15 protein-coding genes are annotated in these 15,416 nt (G+C 43.6%); 4 read left to right on the top strand and 11 right to left on the bottom strand.

Going from position 1 to position 15,416, the window contains the following annotated elements:
• The 8 genes from J7545_RS13655 to J7545_RS13690 all read right to left on the bottom strand — a co-directional run.
• Nucleotides 1–342, bottom strand: a 342-nt coding sequence (locus J7545_RS13655; protein WP_318719703.1) for a Txe/YoeB family addiction module toxin, incomplete at its 3' end; no start/stop codon positions are given.
• On the bottom strand, nucleotides 335–595 hold the full coding sequence (locus J7545_RS13660) for a type II toxin-antitoxin system Phd/YefM family antitoxin (RefSeq protein ID WP_318699578.1): 261 nt from the start codon (nucleotides 593–595) through the stop codon (nucleotides 335–337). The genes J7545_RS13655 and J7545_RS13660, both read right to left, overlap by 8 nt.
• A gap of 79 nt (nucleotides 596–674) precedes the next feature.
• Nucleotides 675–1,910 (bottom strand): DUF4365 domain-containing protein, encoded by a 1,236-nt coding sequence (locus tag J7545_RS13665; RefSeq protein WP_318719705.1) that lies wholly within the window; start codon nucleotides 1,908–1,910, stop codon nucleotides 675–677.
• A 162-nt stretch (nucleotides 1,911–2,072) separates the two neighbouring features.
• Nucleotides 2,073–2,948 (bottom strand): hypothetical protein, encoded by an 876-nt coding sequence (locus tag J7545_RS13670; RefSeq protein ID WP_318699580.1) that lies wholly within the window; start codon nucleotides 2,946–2,948, stop codon nucleotides 2,073–2,075.
• A gap of 10 nt (nucleotides 2,949–2,958) precedes the next feature.
• Entirely contained in the window at nucleotides 2,959–3,885 is a 927-nt protein-coding gene (locus tag J7545_RS13675; RefSeq protein WP_318719707.1) for a DUF4007 family protein, read from the bottom strand.
• Between the two features lie 54 nt (nucleotides 3,886–3,939).
• Nucleotides 3,940–4,275 (bottom strand): hypothetical protein, encoded by a 336-nt coding sequence (locus J7545_RS13680; RefSeq protein WP_318719710.1) that lies wholly within the window; start codon nucleotides 4,273–4,275, stop codon nucleotides 3,940–3,942.
• 60 nt (nucleotides 4,276–4,335) lie between these two features.
• Entirely contained in the window at nucleotides 4,336–4,776 is a 441-nt protein-coding gene (locus J7545_RS13685) for a type I restriction endonuclease (RefSeq protein ID WP_318719711.1), read from the bottom strand.
• A gap of 156 nt (nucleotides 4,777–4,932) precedes the next feature.
• Nucleotides 4,933–5,160 carry a hypothetical protein gene (locus J7545_RS13690; RefSeq protein WP_318699584.1) on the bottom strand — a complete coding sequence of 76 codons (228 nt, stop codon included), beginning with the start codon at nucleotides 5,158–5,160 and terminating at the stop codon, nucleotides 4,933–4,935.
• 250 nt (nucleotides 5,161–5,410) lie between these two features.
• On the opposite strand from J7545_RS13690, the gene J7545_RS13695 reads away from it, so the two are divergent.
• Complete coding sequence (locus tag J7545_RS13695; RefSeq protein ID WP_413038595.1) at nucleotides 5,411–6,367, top strand: MDR/zinc-dependent alcohol dehydrogenase-like family protein; 957 nt, start codon at nucleotides 5,411–5,413, stop codon at nucleotides 6,365–6,367.
• A gap of 59 nt (nucleotides 6,368–6,426) precedes the next feature.
• On the opposite strand, the gene J7545_RS13700 is transcribed toward J7545_RS13695, so the two are convergent.
• Nucleotides 6,427–7,185: a class I SAM-dependent methyltransferase gene (locus tag J7545_RS13700; RefSeq protein ID WP_318699586.1), complete on the bottom strand. Its 759-nt coding sequence runs from the start codon at nucleotides 7,183–7,185 to the stop codon at nucleotides 6,427–6,429.
• A gap of 395 nt (nucleotides 7,186–7,580) precedes the next feature.
• The gene (locus J7545_RS13705; protein ID WP_318719712.1) at nucleotides 7,581–9,221 is read right to left on the bottom strand and encodes a SpoIID/LytB domain-containing protein; all 1,641 of its coding nucleotides are present in this window, start codon (nucleotides 9,219–9,221) and stop codon (nucleotides 7,581–7,583) included.
• A 338-nt stretch (nucleotides 9,222–9,559) separates the two neighbouring features.
• Between J7545_RS13705 and J7545_RS13710 the strand changes: the two genes are divergently transcribed.
• Together J7545_RS13710 and dmeF are read left to right on the top strand one after the other, a co-directional pair.
• Entirely contained in the window at nucleotides 9,560–11,140 is a 1,581-nt protein-coding gene (locus J7545_RS13710) for a DUF1565 domain-containing protein (RefSeq protein ID WP_318699588.1), read from the top strand.
• Nucleotides 11,141–11,284: 144 nt separating this feature from the next.
• A complete protein-coding gene (gene dmeF, locus J7545_RS13715; protein WP_318699589.1) occupies nucleotides 11,285–12,241 on the top strand; it encodes a CDF family Co(II)/Ni(II) efflux transporter DmeF in 957 nt (318 codons plus the stop codon).
• Between the two features lie 7 nt (nucleotides 12,242–12,248).
• Here the strand turns inward: dmeF and J7545_RS13720 are convergent, their stop codons facing one another.
• Nucleotides 12,249–14,174 (bottom strand): ATP-binding protein, encoded by a 1,926-nt coding sequence (locus tag J7545_RS13720; RefSeq protein ID WP_318699590.1) that lies wholly within the window; start codon nucleotides 14,172–14,174, stop codon nucleotides 12,249–12,251.
• 322 nt (nucleotides 14,175–14,496) lie between these two features.
• Between J7545_RS13720 and J7545_RS13725 the strand changes: the two genes are divergently transcribed.
• Nucleotides 14,497–15,363 (top strand): hypothetical protein, encoded by an 867-nt coding sequence (locus J7545_RS13725; RefSeq protein WP_318699591.1) that lies wholly within the window; start codon nucleotides 14,497–14,499, stop codon nucleotides 15,361–15,363.
• Nucleotides 15,364–15,416: the final 53 nt, after the last annotated feature.

Genomic DNA, 15,416 nt, shown 5'->3' on the forward strand with positions numbered 1-15,416 from the left:
TGAAAATCTGGCGGATACTTGTCTGATTGAATAGTTTTCTACTAAATGCGCTTTGACTATTTTCTCTCGTAAGTCTACGCTGTATGCTTTCATTAGCTCCTCCATAACATTCTTTTCTTCAGTGTACACCATTACAGCGCTTTGCGCTGTAATTCTTCTAGAATAGTAGCCCTGCAAATCCCCGCTTAATTTTTCATAGGGAGGATAGGTAGCATAAGGATTGTCTTTAACTACATCTAGAATTCTTGTTACTTGTCTCCCTAGCCCAGCAGATGCGATTTTTCTAGCATCTTTTTCTGCTTGCTTAGTAAACACGATCTCCCATTCCTCTATTTCATCCATTTAAGATATCCCTAATGGTTGATTCATCAACGCAATCTTCTATGAGAGTTTGTCGCCCCTCTTTAATGGATTCAGACATCCCAGGTATAGATTGTAGATAAAGAGTTTCTTGAAGCGCATTCCATTCTTTTTCACTAATGACGATAGCATTACCGGCAGCACCTTGTAATAAAATGGGTTGATTATTTTCGTTCGCTCGCCCAACTAATTCATCAATTATATCGGCGTATTGATTTTCGGAAATGGTTTCCATTTAATTCTCCTTCTTAATGACCAATGATAAACTAACTGAAGTAACTCGTTATATGGTAATTTATGATTCTAGGCTCTCATTAGTTAATTTTTTCAAGTTCAAATTCTAAACGAAGTAAGTCTTTTTGATAACCATTAATAGCTTCGTTTACCAAATAGTCCCTATTCCTTTTTGGCCAAATTTCTAAACCGTTCTCTGAGAAAGGTTGTAAAATTTCATAAGCCATACTCATTAAGCATTGAAAGCGTTGGCTCAAATCACTACATTCTGTTGGGGCTGAACCAACATCAATTGCCTGTAAATCCAATTCTTTCATGTCAATCTCTAGTTGTGACATGCGATTTAGATAAGCATCTTCATCTATTTGTTGTCTCTTAAAAAGATCGGTTAATTGAATTGATTCATCTGCAATAGGTTTTGTGCGAATTAAGATATCATTGATTGTATCTAAGTAGACTTCCTTTGTAAGCTGATTGTTGGTAAAAAAAATCGCATAATCTGAATAATCTTTGTTCCACTTAATAACAGTTTCACTATCAATGTTTTCTCCGTCTAGCTTAATAGGAGAGAACTTAGGGGCAAGCTTCTTGCTGATCCATTGGGTTCTACAAATCCAGTTTCCAGACCTTACATCATCTAGAGAAAGATACAAGTAAAGAAAAATGACTTGAGCCTCTTTCCCTTGCCAGCGCAGCTTCAGTTCCTTCGTTGAATGGTATTGGCGAACTCTTAACTCAGAATTAATTGTTTTAACAATTTCTATGATTTCATCTTTTGTGGATTCTTTACTCAAAAGAATATTCGCCCTATATCTCTTGGCTTGACCATGACTTATATCTTGCAATAAAAGGATCGTATAATCGTTAGTTGCGGCAAATTTACTGCTAAAACTTTTGATTTTTTCTAGGGATTGAGTATTTATTTTTTGCTCAAAGGGAACAGTGAGCTTCCATGCTTTTACGGTGTTTTTTATATTAGTCTTATTAACGACCTGCCAATAAGCATTTTCTCCTTCATCATCATATAAAACAACTAAAACAGGTAATGAATGCTTCTGCCAGTATTCTAAGTGTTCTTTCTTGCCACGAAAAACAAATCCATGGGCCGTTTTTTCCTTAAACCAACTCTTTCCAGATTTGATCTGGAGAGCAATTAGCTTACCTGTTGCTGTATTATTCTCAACGACTTCAACATGAGCGTCAATCCCATAGTCCTCTATTGTTTGCTCGCGGAAAATCCATCCTAATCGTTCAAAGAGCAGTTGAGTTCCGGCAACTCCAATCCTTCCAGTATGAGAATTTGAATCAGCTTTCATAATTGCGGCAATACTTAGAATGATCTAGCTCACTCTTGATAGAGATTCATGTATCATATACTATTTGCTACTAACATAGTGATACCGCAAACTACGGATAAATGTCAACTTCTCCTTGCTTGCTATCTCAATCTCCTGAATAACCATAGAGTTGATACAGTTTCAGCGCTGGAAAGCGATCGCCTGAGCGATCAACCGCGTCATTTGACTGGGAGAATCCGTAAACGGAATGTCTTCAAAGCGCCCTTGAATTTTAATCCATTCATTCTGTTCGCTGCTACTCAGGCGATCGCCATAACCGGCAAAGGATTGATGGAGTAATCCCAAAAAATAGACCTGTTGCTCAGGTTTGGACTGAAGTTCGGCAATTTGTTGTAGTAAATATAAATCGCTAACCCCTTTGTTAATGCTGGCAAACTCTAGGCTTTTACCCAGTTCATCCAGAATTAACAGCACATGCGTATTGGCTTCATTGGTGACTTCTTGCAGCGCTTGCAGAATTTGGCGATCGCTAACTTGACACTTACCTTCCTCGGCTTCAGATTGCCAAGTACTCAACTGCCTTAAAATCTCCGGTTGTCGCCCCTTCCCTTGCCAAAACCGTTCCGCTCCCGAAGCCAAAGCACGGGCGATCGTCCAACTGAGGGGTTCGCTGCGTCCTGTAGCAACTGCAATCACAAAACCGCGATCGGGTAATTGTGCGTTTATCGCCTCCATCACTGGCGAATTCTCCCCAAAAGCTTCCCGCGCAATGGCAACAGCTTGCGATCGCATGGGACTATCTTGGGGATGGCATAATCCAGCGATATAGTGGGCAAATGCCGATTTTCCCGAACCATACACCCCCGTTAATGTCCAGGATTTATGAGCCGTGGTTTCTGTGAATGCCGAAACCATCCGCTCCAACGTAGATGCAGAGCGCTCTGTTAGAATATAGCCTTCGATAGCCTGCGATCGTTCAATATCTCGCTCCAAATTCACCGAGCGATAATAGCGGCGATATAACTGAAAATAATTCGCTAAAACTTTTTTATTCATGTTTTTTTCCTTATCGAGCATCATAATAAGATTTGAGTATGCTGTAGCCTAAAGTTTTGGGTTCATCATCAAAGGTCAATTGCAACTTGCCCGCCACATCCGTAATCTGAATCATCTTAAACTGACGGTTCACCGTTTCAATCGCTCTACAGATCGCGCTCTCAGTCAGCTTAAAAATCAACCCCGGACTGCCAAAATCGTACAGAAGATTGGCTAGAGCAATGGTCCGAGCAGACAATTCTTTTTGAGCCGCATAATCCAGACAAGCATAAACAATAATTTCCTCAGGTAAACTCGGTTTATAGCCAATCCGAAACGTATAATATTTCGACTCTCCAACCTGATGAATTAAGCCTAATTCCGTAAACGGACAATCGAGAGAATCTTCACTTTTCCAAGATTTAGATGGCTGTTCTACATACATTCTCAACAAACAACTCACATCCTTACGCAGGGAAGAGTCCGCAATTTTAGAGCTACGGCGATCGCGATAGTCAACCAAATGGTTAAATAAGTTTTCTTGGGTAAACTCAATTAAGCGAAATTCATTAAAAATCACCTCCCAAGCTGTCCCTGAACAAGGAGATTTCAAGAAATACCAATGTAATAGCCACAAGGAAGCCGGATCTTCCAGATAAGCATCCCAACCGTCTTCTCCCAAAAGCTGTTTGGCAAACGCTGTGGGGCTATCGTTTTCTAAAATCTTAAACGCACCGCACCAATAGCGAATAGATTTTACCATGTTTTTCCCCACTCCCAACTGAACAGGGGCATCCTCTGCAAGAAAAATTTTGTCATCTTTTACCGCACTATCAAACCCTTTCTTGAGCCAACCAAAGCGAGGATGAAAGGTTTCATGACGCGCGAAAATAATTCCGGTATTCGGAGAATTAGTAGAAGCTGCCTGTGGCAAATTTTCTATGGTTAATTGCTTCAAGATAGTTTAAAATTAGTTCTAAGGTAACTTTCCTATTTTACTATGATTTTATAATTAATGCCGAGAGAAAAGAGGCCTTGAATAGTGACTGCTTTGGTAGTAAAAAATACCCGAACAAACTAAGTGGGTACGATCGCTTAAAATATCCCTAATGGTTGATTCATCAATACAATCTTCTACGGGAGTTTTTCCACCCTTTTTAAGGGATTCAGACCTGCCAGAAATAGATTGTAAATACAGAGTTTCTTGAATTGCATTCCAATCTGTTTCGCTAATCACAATAGGATTACCGGCTGCACCTTGTAATAAAATAGGTTCAGCATTTTTAATCGATCGTTCAATTAATTTATCAATTAGATCAGCATATTTATTTTTTGATAGAGTTTCCATGGAACTCCCCTTCTCGATGACAAATGATAAACTAAGCAAAGCCAGTATTTTAGATAACCATCATGGCTGAATATTCGATTCTAGGTTTTTCAAAACTCTCAGCACCTCACACAATTCATTCTGTAAAGGCAACAGGGAAAAACTGCGAGAAATATCATATTGTGGCCTTCCTTGAGAACTGAGCTTCAGAAAAAAGAATTCCCCACCATTGGTTACCATTGCAAATGCCGGTTTCTCTGGATGAGGATTCGCCATCATATAGGCAAGAGTTTGGGGAATTGCCGTATCTAGATTCAGTTGGCTACTTTTCGATTCCAAAACTGCGATCCAAATTCCTTGGGAGATTAGCAAAAAATCAATTCTACCTCGTAAAAATTTCTCCGAGACTTCACTATCCGAGACAGAAGTTGTCGCTTCAACAGCAACTTCGGCTTGCATTTGAAACGGCGGATCGTAAAATCCTGCCAACTCCAATAAGGCAGATAACACGACTAAATTCACTAATCCTTCAGCCAGATACAGCGCGAAGCGCTGCTATGAGGTACATTGTTGATCGTAGATGTGAGTTGTCATTGCGACCGCAGGGAAGCAATCGCCAAGATTGGGGGATTTTGCGATTGCTTCATTCCACTTGCGTGACCTTCGCAATGACCGATCTCAATGAGACTGTACTCCGTTACAGCGCAAAGCGCTGTATCCCTGAGCGCGATGATAGCGATATCTAGCTCTAATTCGATCTAATTCTGTTTTTTCTGTCTCCGTTAACTCCGGTAAATCAACTTGCCATTCGGTAAAAAAGTCAGGAGCGACTGTCTGCACTAAATTAAAGTGCTGCTCTGCTTCTCCGATAGTGGTTATTTTTTGAGTAATCGCTGTTAAAGACATGGTGATAAAGCGCTTTCCGCTGTTGCAGACATGAAACGCGCGGTAATGGGTAATAGGTTCTTTTAATCCCGATTGGCAATCAAGCGAGATTGTTTCTCAGTCCAGAGGACAAAATCCTGTTCATAGAGAGAAGTTTTGATCGTCTTCACTCTCTGTGACTCCGAAACAAATTGGATTGTTAATTACTTCAATCTATTTTACAATTATTTTACCCATTAGCCATGACCAGCGCGAAGCACTTATATTAATGATGAAAGGAATCTGGCTCGAAAATCAAAACCTGCAACTGCGAACTGATTTATCTACTCCCACTCCTCCAGAGGGAGAAGCGTTAGTCAAAGTGTTGCGGGCGGGAATTTGTAATACAGATTTAGAACTGATGCGTGGATACTATCCCTATACGGGGATTCTCGGTCATGAATTTGTGGGTGTTGTGGCGCAAGGGCCGGAAAATTTACTCAATCAACGGGTGGTGGGGGAAATTAATGCCAGTTGTGGAACCTGTCGTTTTTGTCAACGCGGAGAACCCACCCATTGCGAAAATCGGACGGTCTTAGGAATTGTGAATCGGAATGGGGCATTTGCGGATTATTTAACATTACCGATTAAAAATTTACACCCGGTTCCGGATACGGTTGAGACCAATGCAGCCACGTTTACAGAACCTTTAGCGGCAGCGTTGGAAATTCAAGAACAGGTATCGATTACTGCTGAAGACCGGGTTTTAGTGGTTGGGGATGGCAAGTTGGGGCAATTGGTGGCTCAAAGCTTGGCTCTGACTGGATGCGATCTGTTGGCGATTGGTCGTCATCGGCAGAAGTTAGCCAATTTAGAAGCCCTGGGAATTAAGGTGGGGTTTGCAAATAATGTACAAGATGGAACATTTGATCGCAGTATAGAATGTACGGGAAATCCAGAGGGATTTGCGATCGCCGCTCGCGCCCTGCGTCCACGGGGAACCATTGTCCTAAAAAGCACGTATGCCGGCAACCTAACCCTGGATGCTTCCACCCTCGTCGTCAACGAAATCACCTTAATTGGATCGCGCTGCGGTCCCTTTGACAAAGCCTTGGCTCTCCTAGAGCAGCATCAAATCGATATTAACCGTTTAATCCAAGCAGAATATCCCCTCAGCGAAGGTCTAGAAGGCTTTAAATTGGCTCAACAAAAAGGAGCCTTGAAAGTATTATTGAATATGGAAAACTAAGGAATAGGCAATCGTAAACGAGCAGGGTGCGTTAGCAACAGCGTAACGCACCTATGATATTAAAACCGAGAAGGACGATACAATACAGAAATCTCTTGCAGTCGTTTTGCCTCTTCCATAAAATGGGGATTTTTAAACACTCGATTATTTTGATTCCATTGTGGATCTTTCACCTTAAATGTCGATAAGCAATCCTTGAGAATATCATCATTATCTCCCCAATTAATCCATTCCTGGCTTAAACAGTGCAAGCCTGCCCGATCGCAATACTCTGCAAACAGTTTAGCGGTCATACTTTCAGCTCGCATATGGGGATTTGGAAAAGTAATATTCCCGGAACTGTCCTTAAAATGACCCATATTAGAATGATGAAAAAATCCAGATCCATTGGGTTTAAGTTTTCGCCCTAGCTGCATTAAGTAAGCTTGCATTACATCAGATTCAGCATGAACCAGAGAATCAAAGCTGAAGACGAAATCAATAGAGCGATCGGGAATCATATCTAAAGACTTCCCATCATTCACATAATAGTTAATGTGGGAATAGTTAGCGAACCGTTTTTGACAAATTTCAATACAAGGTTCAGCTAAATCAACAAGGGTTAACTCTTGACAATAATCCTTAAAATAGGTGGTAAATCGACCATAACCCGGGGCAATTTCTAAAATGGTGCCCGTGGGAATAAAGGCTTGAATCCGAGGATACAGGGTTCCCCACCATAAAAATTCTGTGCCGCCCCAAGCATGAGACCATTCATCACCTCGATCGGACCAGCTATAATTTGACCAAAATTCTAGATTATATTCAACGGTTGGCATAGTTTAGGGATAGGTAAGGTTGGTTCAAGATAGTTTAAAATTAGTTCTCAGGAAACTTCTCTATTTTACTATGATTTTTATGAATTCCAAAATTTTTCCGTTAGCAAAACCTCTAAATCTTCTGGAAACACGCAGATTTGAGGAAAATCGATCTTCGGATAAATTTCTTCAACATCCGATCGTACATCTTCCCAGATTTCCGTGAAAATCTCGGCAAAATAGAGAATGGAATTGTGGAGGTAACTGCCTCTAAGTACAGGACAAAAACGGTAAGCAGTGGAGAAAATCAAAGAGATACTTGGATTGAGTCTGATGAAACCCCATCTGCTTCTTCTTTTCAAGCCTTTTGTTCAAGCCTTTTGTCCTGTACTGAGATTACCTATTGCCTGGATCAATTAACCTTCTTCCCCTTGATTTTCAGTCACCATTGGATCGCGCCAAAAGACGATCGCCTCATTCAAGGGTTGAATCTGAGTTCCTGGGAAGTAGAATTGTACGATTCTCTCCCCATTCCAACCTAACTCTGCCAAGCGATAAGCCCCTGTTTGACTTAATCCTACCCCATGGCCAAAGCCCCCACCGACAAAGGTATAGCCTTTGAGCGCTTGGTTCTCATCTAACATGGGGTCAAGATAAAAGAGGGTACTAATGGGAGGATAAAAGGCGTTGCGAATTTGGTCTTTACTAATTTCTAAGGGCCCCTTATCGGTTTGCACTTCCATCGTTAACACCCGACCCGATGGCGATCTCTCAGTTATTTTTACACTCTCAATTTTTTGGATACCCGTCATGGGATGGTTGCGGTTGCCCAAATATTTGTTCAAGAACTCGGTCATATCTTTTAAGGAAGTGCTATAGCTCCACCGGAAACGGTTCCACCCAGTTTCATTAAATCCCTGTTTCAGATTGAGAAATTCCCGTAAATTCGCTTCATTGCCCAAGCTTTTTTGGGCTAAATCCCATACTAGCCCGGTCGAATCAACCCTCGCTTGCAGATAGGGTCGTGCCGGGCCATTCCAAACATCTTCAAAGGGTGCAGTAATGCCACCGGTGGTGGAAGAATAGAGGGCATCGACCAATTCATTCTCGTAGGTGGCAACTAAAGAGCGAGTCGCGGCGATCGCCCGATCCGCTCTAGCTGAAGCATCTCCTAACCCCCAATAAACCTGACAATCTGTGGTCGCACAGAGTTCATAATCATCAATACCAAAGCGGCGTAAGTTTCTTAGGGTATAGGTTCGCGCTAGAATGGCTTGGGCTTCTACGGCTGCGGGGGGAGCTTGGGGGCCGATTTCATGGGGAACCACGCCCCGTAAATAGGTCTCTAAGGGGACAAAATTGACCAAGGTGTAATTGCCATAGGCGTTGGGTTGCATTCGCAAGGAACCGCCATATAATCGGGTCACTCCTTCAGGATGTACCACTTGAATCCGGTTATTACCACTGCTGATATCCACAGAACGGCGGTTATATCGATACCCATTCACCACCCAATAGGCTTGGGGATAGTGGCGTAAGACTTTCGTCTCAATATGGGCGATGGTATTGCCTTCAGACTTTAAGCTATCGAGCAACATGCGGCGCAGTAGAGGCGTACTATATACCTCGCGCTTGGCCCAAACTTGCCAGCGATCGGGATTAGCAACTTCGACCTCTAAACCCCGTTCTCGCCATTTGTGGGCATCATGTTCGGCACTTTCAAAGCTGCGATGGGTACTTAAGACTACTCGTTCCTCAACCATCGGTTGGGGTAGAGGCTTCATCTCAATTTGGAGTTTAACGGCATCAGTGTCTAGGGTAGCCTCTCCCTCTGTCGTTGCATAGCGTAGCGTTAGGCGATCGCCCGATAGCGCTCTCAACGTTAAGGTTTCCCCAGGTCGATCGCCAAATCGTTGCTCAATCCCAATTTTCAGCAGGCGTTCGCGAAGCGTCTCCGTAGGAGAATTGGCTTGAGACCATCCCGGAAGTGCTGAAACACCGACCATTGCCAGCGACATCATGGCCGCGCTTACCCATTTCCGAGGTTGAAGTCCCATTGTTTTAAACCGGATCATGATATTTCCACTCTCCCATCAGGCTGACTACTGGATACTGTATTGATACTGTACATAAATCCTGAATACAGCGATCGCCCATTGTTCCACCGGAAACTTATAGCGCTTCGCGCTAGGCAATAGGCAATAGGCAATAGCTTGTATGGCTTAGGGTCTAAGGCTTCAAGCTAAAGAGCCAGCAGATTACGGATGGGAACCCGATCGCCGCGTAAGCATTCAGAAATGCCTATCGCTTGAGTCTATACTCCCATAGACTACAAGTGATACCATAATGTGCAACTCTTAACTATCCTCACACCCTTACCACCAGAGAGGTTCCCTTGAACAGAACAATCGTTAACTCCAGTACCGTTCTATTCACCCTACTGACTCTGAGTTTGAGTACGGCAATTGCCCCCAAACCGGTGTTGGCTTCTGAATCTATCGCTCAACTCACCCCAGGAGTCTCCACTGAACGGCCAACCCTATGGGTAAATCCCCAAAGCGGAAACGATCGATCGGGAAATGGCACATCCCAAGCACCCTATCGAACCTTAACCTATGCCTTGCGGATGGCCTCCCCCAACCATATCATTCAACTCTCTGCGGGAACCTATTCTCAGCAAACGGGCGAAGTTTTTCCCATTCAATTAAAACCCAATGTAATTGTGGTCGGGAGCCCCGATAATAAAGGGAAAAACGTGATTATTCAAGGAGGGGGACGCTTCCTCAGTCCCACCTTTGCCCGGCAAAATATTACCCTCCTGGGAGCCAACGATGCTGCTCTGGCTGGCGTAACGGTGACCAACCCCCATGGTCGTGGTTATGGATTATGGATTGAATCGAGTTCTTTAGTGGTTGCGGATAATACATTTACCGGGAATGTGCATGATGGCATCTCTATCACGGGTAGAAGTGGCTCTGTGATTCGGAGTAACCATTTTACTGGCAATGGAGCCAATGGCATGACCATCTATGGCACATCGAATCCAGAAGTCCGGGATAATGTCTTTGACAATACTGGATTTGGCATTAACATTAATCAAAATGCTACACCCTTAATTATCAATAATCAAATTATCAATAATCGCGATGGTGTTGTCGTGCAAGCCAAAGCAACCCCCATTTTACGGGAAAATCGCATCGAGAATAATCGGCGTAATGGGTTAGTGGCGATCTCTGAATCTCAACCTAATCTCGGTACATCGAATGAACCAGGAAACAATCAATTCAGTAATAATGGCGAATATGATATTAATGCTCAAGGTGCGAAAAATACGATTCCTGCCTATGGCAATCAACTGATTACCCGTCGTATTGCGGGTCGTCTGGACTTCCAAGGAACGGCTGCCTTGATTCAGTCGGCTCCAGAAAGCTCGCGTCCGAGTCCCCCTCCCTTACTGCTACCTACCCCTTCTCGTCCCGTTGCTCCTCCTCCAACGAATAACTCCCCCACTCCTGCACCGATTCCCATTCCTGTTCCCCCTCCCCAATCCAGGACACCTCTTCCTGCACCTCCTGCCCCCCAGCAGCGATCGCCCCTTCCTGCTCCCAACCGTAGTTCTTCAGTCACCTCCCAAGTTCCTAACTTAGATCCCCTTCCCGTTCCCAATATCGATATTCCTTTGGGAGATAACCGCTATGCTGGTCGCATTCCTAACCGAGCCAGTGCGCCGGGAACACCACCTCCTCCTCCGACTAGCGTGGCTTCTGCTTTAGGCTTGCGCTATCGAGTGATTGTGTATGCTTCCTCTACCCAAGAACAAAACCAGGTAAAATCTGTAGTTCCGGATGCCTTCCGCAGTTCTTACCAAGGGCGATCGGTGCTTCAAGTCGGTGCATTTGCAACGGTAGAAGAAGCCCAAGACAGGCTGGAGTTAGTTCGTAATACTGGGTTACGAGCAGAATTGGTAGACTATTAGATCGCTAAATTGGTAGAGTATTAAATTAAGTCGAAAGTAAAAAGTAATGGGAAGTAATCGGAGATCTCTACATCTCCTGATTTTCCTATTTTTTTACCCCATAAGACTTTCAATTAATCCACGTAGGAGTGAGTTGATCGATTTATGCATATTCATCACCTCGAAGAATGGCAACATTCCCATGATTTTTTAGTCGATCGCCATAGTGCCGAACGAAAAACCCAAATCGTGACGGCTCTTACCCTGGTCACAATGATTGGTGAGATTGTAGCCGGTACAATTTTTGGTTCCATGGCTTTACTGGCTGATGGCTGGCACATGGCTACCCATCTGGCTGCCTTTGGAATTACGTTATTTGCCTATCAATATGCTCGCTCTCATGCCAATAACCCTAGATATACGTTTGGCACGGGTAAAGTTAGCACTCTCGGAGGGTTTGCTAGTGCGGTGGCTCTGGCAGTGGTCGCTTGTGTGATGGTAGTGGAGTCCATTGGTCGTTTATTACAACCGGAAGCGATTCAGTTTAATGAGGCGATTATTGTTGCGGTGATTGGTTTGGTCGTGAATTTAGTGAGCGCTCTGTTGTTAGAGGATCATCACGATCATGCTCACGAACATCACGATCGCGAGCATCACGAGCATCACGATCATAATCTTCGTGCTGCCTATTTCCATGTGTTAGCTGATGCTTTAACCTCGATTTTGGCAATACTGGCTCTGTTTGCTGGCAAGTTTCTGGGTTGGATCTGGATGGATGCTGCTATGGGTGCGATCGGAGCGATGGTGATTAGCAAATGGTCTTATAATCTGTTGCGAGAAACCAGTGCTGTGTTGCTTGATGGGGCGATCGACAAAAAAACCAAGCTCGATATTATTCATCAGATTGAACAGGATGCAGATAATCGGGTCGTGGATTTGCATGTCTGGTATCTGAGTGAAGATCATTTAGCCGCAACCATTTCCCTGGTTACCCACTATCCCCAAAAACCTGAATATTATAAAACGCTTCTTGCCCCCATTTCTGCCCTTTCTCATGTGTTGGTTGAAGTTAATCCCTGTAAGGGAGAACCTTGTATGGAAGTGGCATCAAGTAAGCCTTAAAAGAGGATTAATTAATCCATCCTTTAATCTCTTTTTCGGTTAACAATCGCTCGAGTTTAATATACTCACTTTTTGTCGCTTCATACAGGTGTTTCATCATCACGGGTTCACCAGAATCGGCGGCTAAAAATGCGGCGTTGAGGGCAATATTGCGAATGTTTCCTCCAGCCACATTGAGGTTAGAAAGCTTTCGGGGATCTAAGCCGTTGGTTGGTGTTTTTGCTGGAAAAATTCGCTGCCAAATGGCTTCGCGACTGTCGCGATCTGGAAAGGGAAATTGGACAATAAAGCGGATACGGCGCAGAAAGGCTTGATCGATCGCCCCTTTCAGGTTAGTGGTTAGCACGCATAATCCCTGATAAGCCTCGATACTTTGCAGTAAATAACTGACTTCCATATTCGCGTAGCGATCGCGGCTATCCTGCACTTCTGAACGCTTTCCAAATAGAGCATCGGCTTCATCAAACAACAGGATCGCGCCCCCCATTTCGGCAGCATTAAATACCTGTTTTAAGTTTTTCTCTGTTTCACCAATATATTTACTGACGACTGAACTTAAATCAATCCGATATAAATCTAACTTTAACTCACGGGCAATAATCCCGGCTGCTAACGTTTTACCGGTGCCACTTTGCCCGGAAAACAGGGCGCTAATGCCTAACCCGCGTCGCTCATTGCCAGCAAATCCCCACTCTTCATACACTCGCACCCTCTGTCGTAAGTGGGCAACCATTTGATACAAAGTTTGTTTATGCTGGGCGGGTAAAATTAAATCGTTCCAACTGGCTTTAGTTTCAATCCGAACAGCGAGATCGTCTAAACTCGGTCGAGCTTGCAAGCGGCAAAAGTGCCAGAGGCGATCGCCGATAGTATCCGGTTCTGTAAGTCCGATTTCTAATGTCGCACAAGCCGCCTTAATCGTCGTCGAGGGTAAATTAAATTGGGATGTAATCCCCTCTAAATGACCGTTGAGTTTTTCAGTAGCCTCTCCCAAATGGGTTTGCCACAGTTGCAATTGTTCATAATAGGAAAGTTTGGGAACATCAAACGTCAGCAGAGGAACATTAACTGAAGAAAACCGGATCGCAGTAGAAATGATAACCGGCGTTTTCAAGTCTTGGATAAAATCAGTTAAAATCGCCTGTTGGCTCATTTCTGAACCTTTAACCGGATTGTATTCCAATAACAGTAAACTTGGAGCTAAGAGCATCCCCCGTCGCCAGCGAAAAACTACATGTTTTAGCTCCTTCGGATCGCTAGGTAAATGGCGACTGGACAGAACTTGTACGGGCAGTTGAAAATAGTCCCCAATATTTTGGGCGATCGCCCGTTTATCTTCTAAATTCCATCCGCATAATTGTACTGGATGGGACGTGAGTAAACCGGAAATAGCCAACTCGACAATCTTTTGATGGGATACCGATAAAGAGGGGACAGGAAGGGCAACAGATTCAAGCAGTAGGGCTAATTCTTCGTCTTGATAAACATTCCCCAATAAATAATGTAAAATGCTCTCATCTATCTCAAGTTTGGTGTGAGTAATATCTTCATTTTCTGCTAAACTCAGCAAATGCCATAATCTTAGCGGTCTTTGGGGGTGAAGAGCATCCCAATGGACATCAGGAAAAAGAGCGATCGCCAATTGAAACGTAGGATAAGTTAAATTGGCATCCTCCTGAGCATGGGCACAGAGCGCCGGAACCTGGGGATGCAACGTCCGCGCTGCACAGAGCAACAGTACCTTGCGTTCAAAGGGAGACAGCTCAAACACCTTGCACAACTGCTCTAAAGCCGGAAGCGGTTCCTCCATATCCGAGGGAGGTACATCGAGATCAATGGAAGGAGTATCCGCAAGATCGAGATTTTGCAGTTGACGAATGTGGCGATCGAGACGACGATGGATCTCACCAATACAAAGACTCAAATACTGCATAAGCTCTGGATACTTACCTCTAACCCTCAAAACTTAAAACTTACAGAACCTTGTGCTGTTCTGGAGTACACTTTTAAATTCCCAAAGCCATGTACCACAATCCTATTCCCTATTCCCCATTCCCTATTCCCTAGCGCAAAGCGCTGTATCTCTCCACTGAAACCCATCATAGGCTACCCCTTTGTCTCATTTGACTGTGAGTAAAAACTACTGTCTCTATTATAGATTTTTAAGTTGGATGCAATTGGGGCTACAAGCAACTCTTACACTTGAATTCAACTGATATAATAGCAGTAAGCTTGTTTCCATGGGTTTCTAAATTATGCCCTGCTCCATCCGCCGCCAAAAAATTGCCCAACAGAGTTCTGCTCCTCAGCAATCTTCTAGTCGGTTTGTGCCTAAAGTTCTGCCCTCTGTACAGCGCAAGGAAAGCCAAGAACAATCCCTAGCTCAGTTTAAGCCAGCATCACACTATCAATACAATAGTCTGCACGAGATATATGGCCATTCAGCGCCAGTGCAAACAAAGCTTACCATCGGCAAACCTGGGGATGTCCACAGAAAGCAAGCCGATACAGTAGCTCATCAAGGGTTTACCCACCTGAATCAACCTGAACCTCAACCGCGTCAAGACATACAGAAAAAAGAAAATATCGCTCCAGATCTGCAACAACAGGAACAATCAGCCTCTGAACAAGAAGGCGATTCGTCTCCCTCCAGAACATTAGCGGCAATTCAGGATTTAAACCCCGTCAGTTCCACTTCTGAGAATACTATCCAACGAGCGATCGGATTAGAAATTGAAGTCCCTGTACCTGTTGATAAAATGAGTACGACGAACATGGCAAAACTTCGCAATTGGACAGCAGCAGAATTTGGCAATAGCAAAGAGAATGATCTCAAGGCTAAATTTAGAAATGTTGGTGAGACATACACATTAGAAGATCTCAAAGAAGATTATCCAAATGAAGTTACGTATTTTTTAACTCTATCAGAGACACAACAGCAAGAATATCTAGAGAAGAAAAAGAGTAATAAGAAAATGGTAAACAGCTTAAAATGGGTTGCTAATATGTCCAAAGAGCATAAAAAGACATTTTTAGAGATAGTGCGATTCGTTCGGGCGAAAATGGAAGTCAAAATGACTGAAGTGTATGCCAGGCAAGGATCAGAACAATATGAACCTTGACAACTTAGGAACCTTAGAGGTTAAATTCCTCTCCCGTAGGTGTAACGGTGAAA

Source organism: Roseofilum sp. SBFL (assembly GCF_017746885.1).
Taxonomy (GTDB): domain Bacteria; phylum Cyanobacteriota; class Cyanobacteriia; order Cyanobacteriales; family Desertifilaceae; genus Roseofilum.

Bases quoted from the DNA above. Each gene is read 5' to 3' on its own strand.
- J7545_RS13705 (WP_318719712.1), bottom strand. From the start codon at position 9,221: ATGGGACTTCAACCTCGGAAATGGGTAAGCGCGGCCATGATGTCGCTG.
- J7545_RS13700 (WP_318699586.1), bottom strand. From the start codon at position 7,185: ATGCCAACCGTTGAATATAATCTAGAATTTTGGTCAAATTATAGCTGG.
- J7545_RS13680 (WP_318719710.1), bottom strand. From the start codon at position 4,275: ATGGAAACTCTATCAAAAAATAAATATGCTGATCTAATTGATAAATTA.
- J7545_RS13670 (WP_318699580.1), bottom strand. From the start codon at position 2,948: ATGAATAAAAAAGTTTTAGCGAATTATTTTCAGTTATATCGCCGCTAT.
- J7545_RS13690 (WP_318699584.1), bottom strand. From the start codon at position 5,160: ATGTCTTTAACAGCGATTACTCAAAAAATAACCACTATCGGAGAAGCA.
- dmeF (WP_318699589.1), top strand. From the start codon at position 11,285: ATGCATATTCATCACCTCGAAGAATGGCAACATTCCCATGATTTTTTA.
- J7545_RS13725 (WP_318699591.1), top strand. From the start codon at position 14,497: ATGCCCTGCTCCATCCGCCGCCAAAAAATTGCCCAACAGAGTTCTGCT.
- J7545_RS13720 (WP_318699590.1), bottom strand. From the start codon at position 14,174: ATGCAGTATTTGAGTCTTTGTATTGGTGAGATCCATCGTCGTCTCGAT.
- J7545_RS13660 (WP_318699578.1), bottom strand. From the start codon at position 595: ATGGAAACCATTTCCGAAAATCAATACGCCGATATAATTGATGAATTA.
- J7545_RS13695 (WP_413038595.1), top strand. From the start codon at position 5,411: ATGAAAGGAATCTGGCTCGAAAATCAAAACCTGCAACTGCGAACTGAT.
- J7545_RS13665 (WP_318719705.1), bottom strand. From the start codon at position 1,910: ATGAAAGCTGATTCAAATTCTCATACTGGAAGGATTGGAGTTGCCGGA.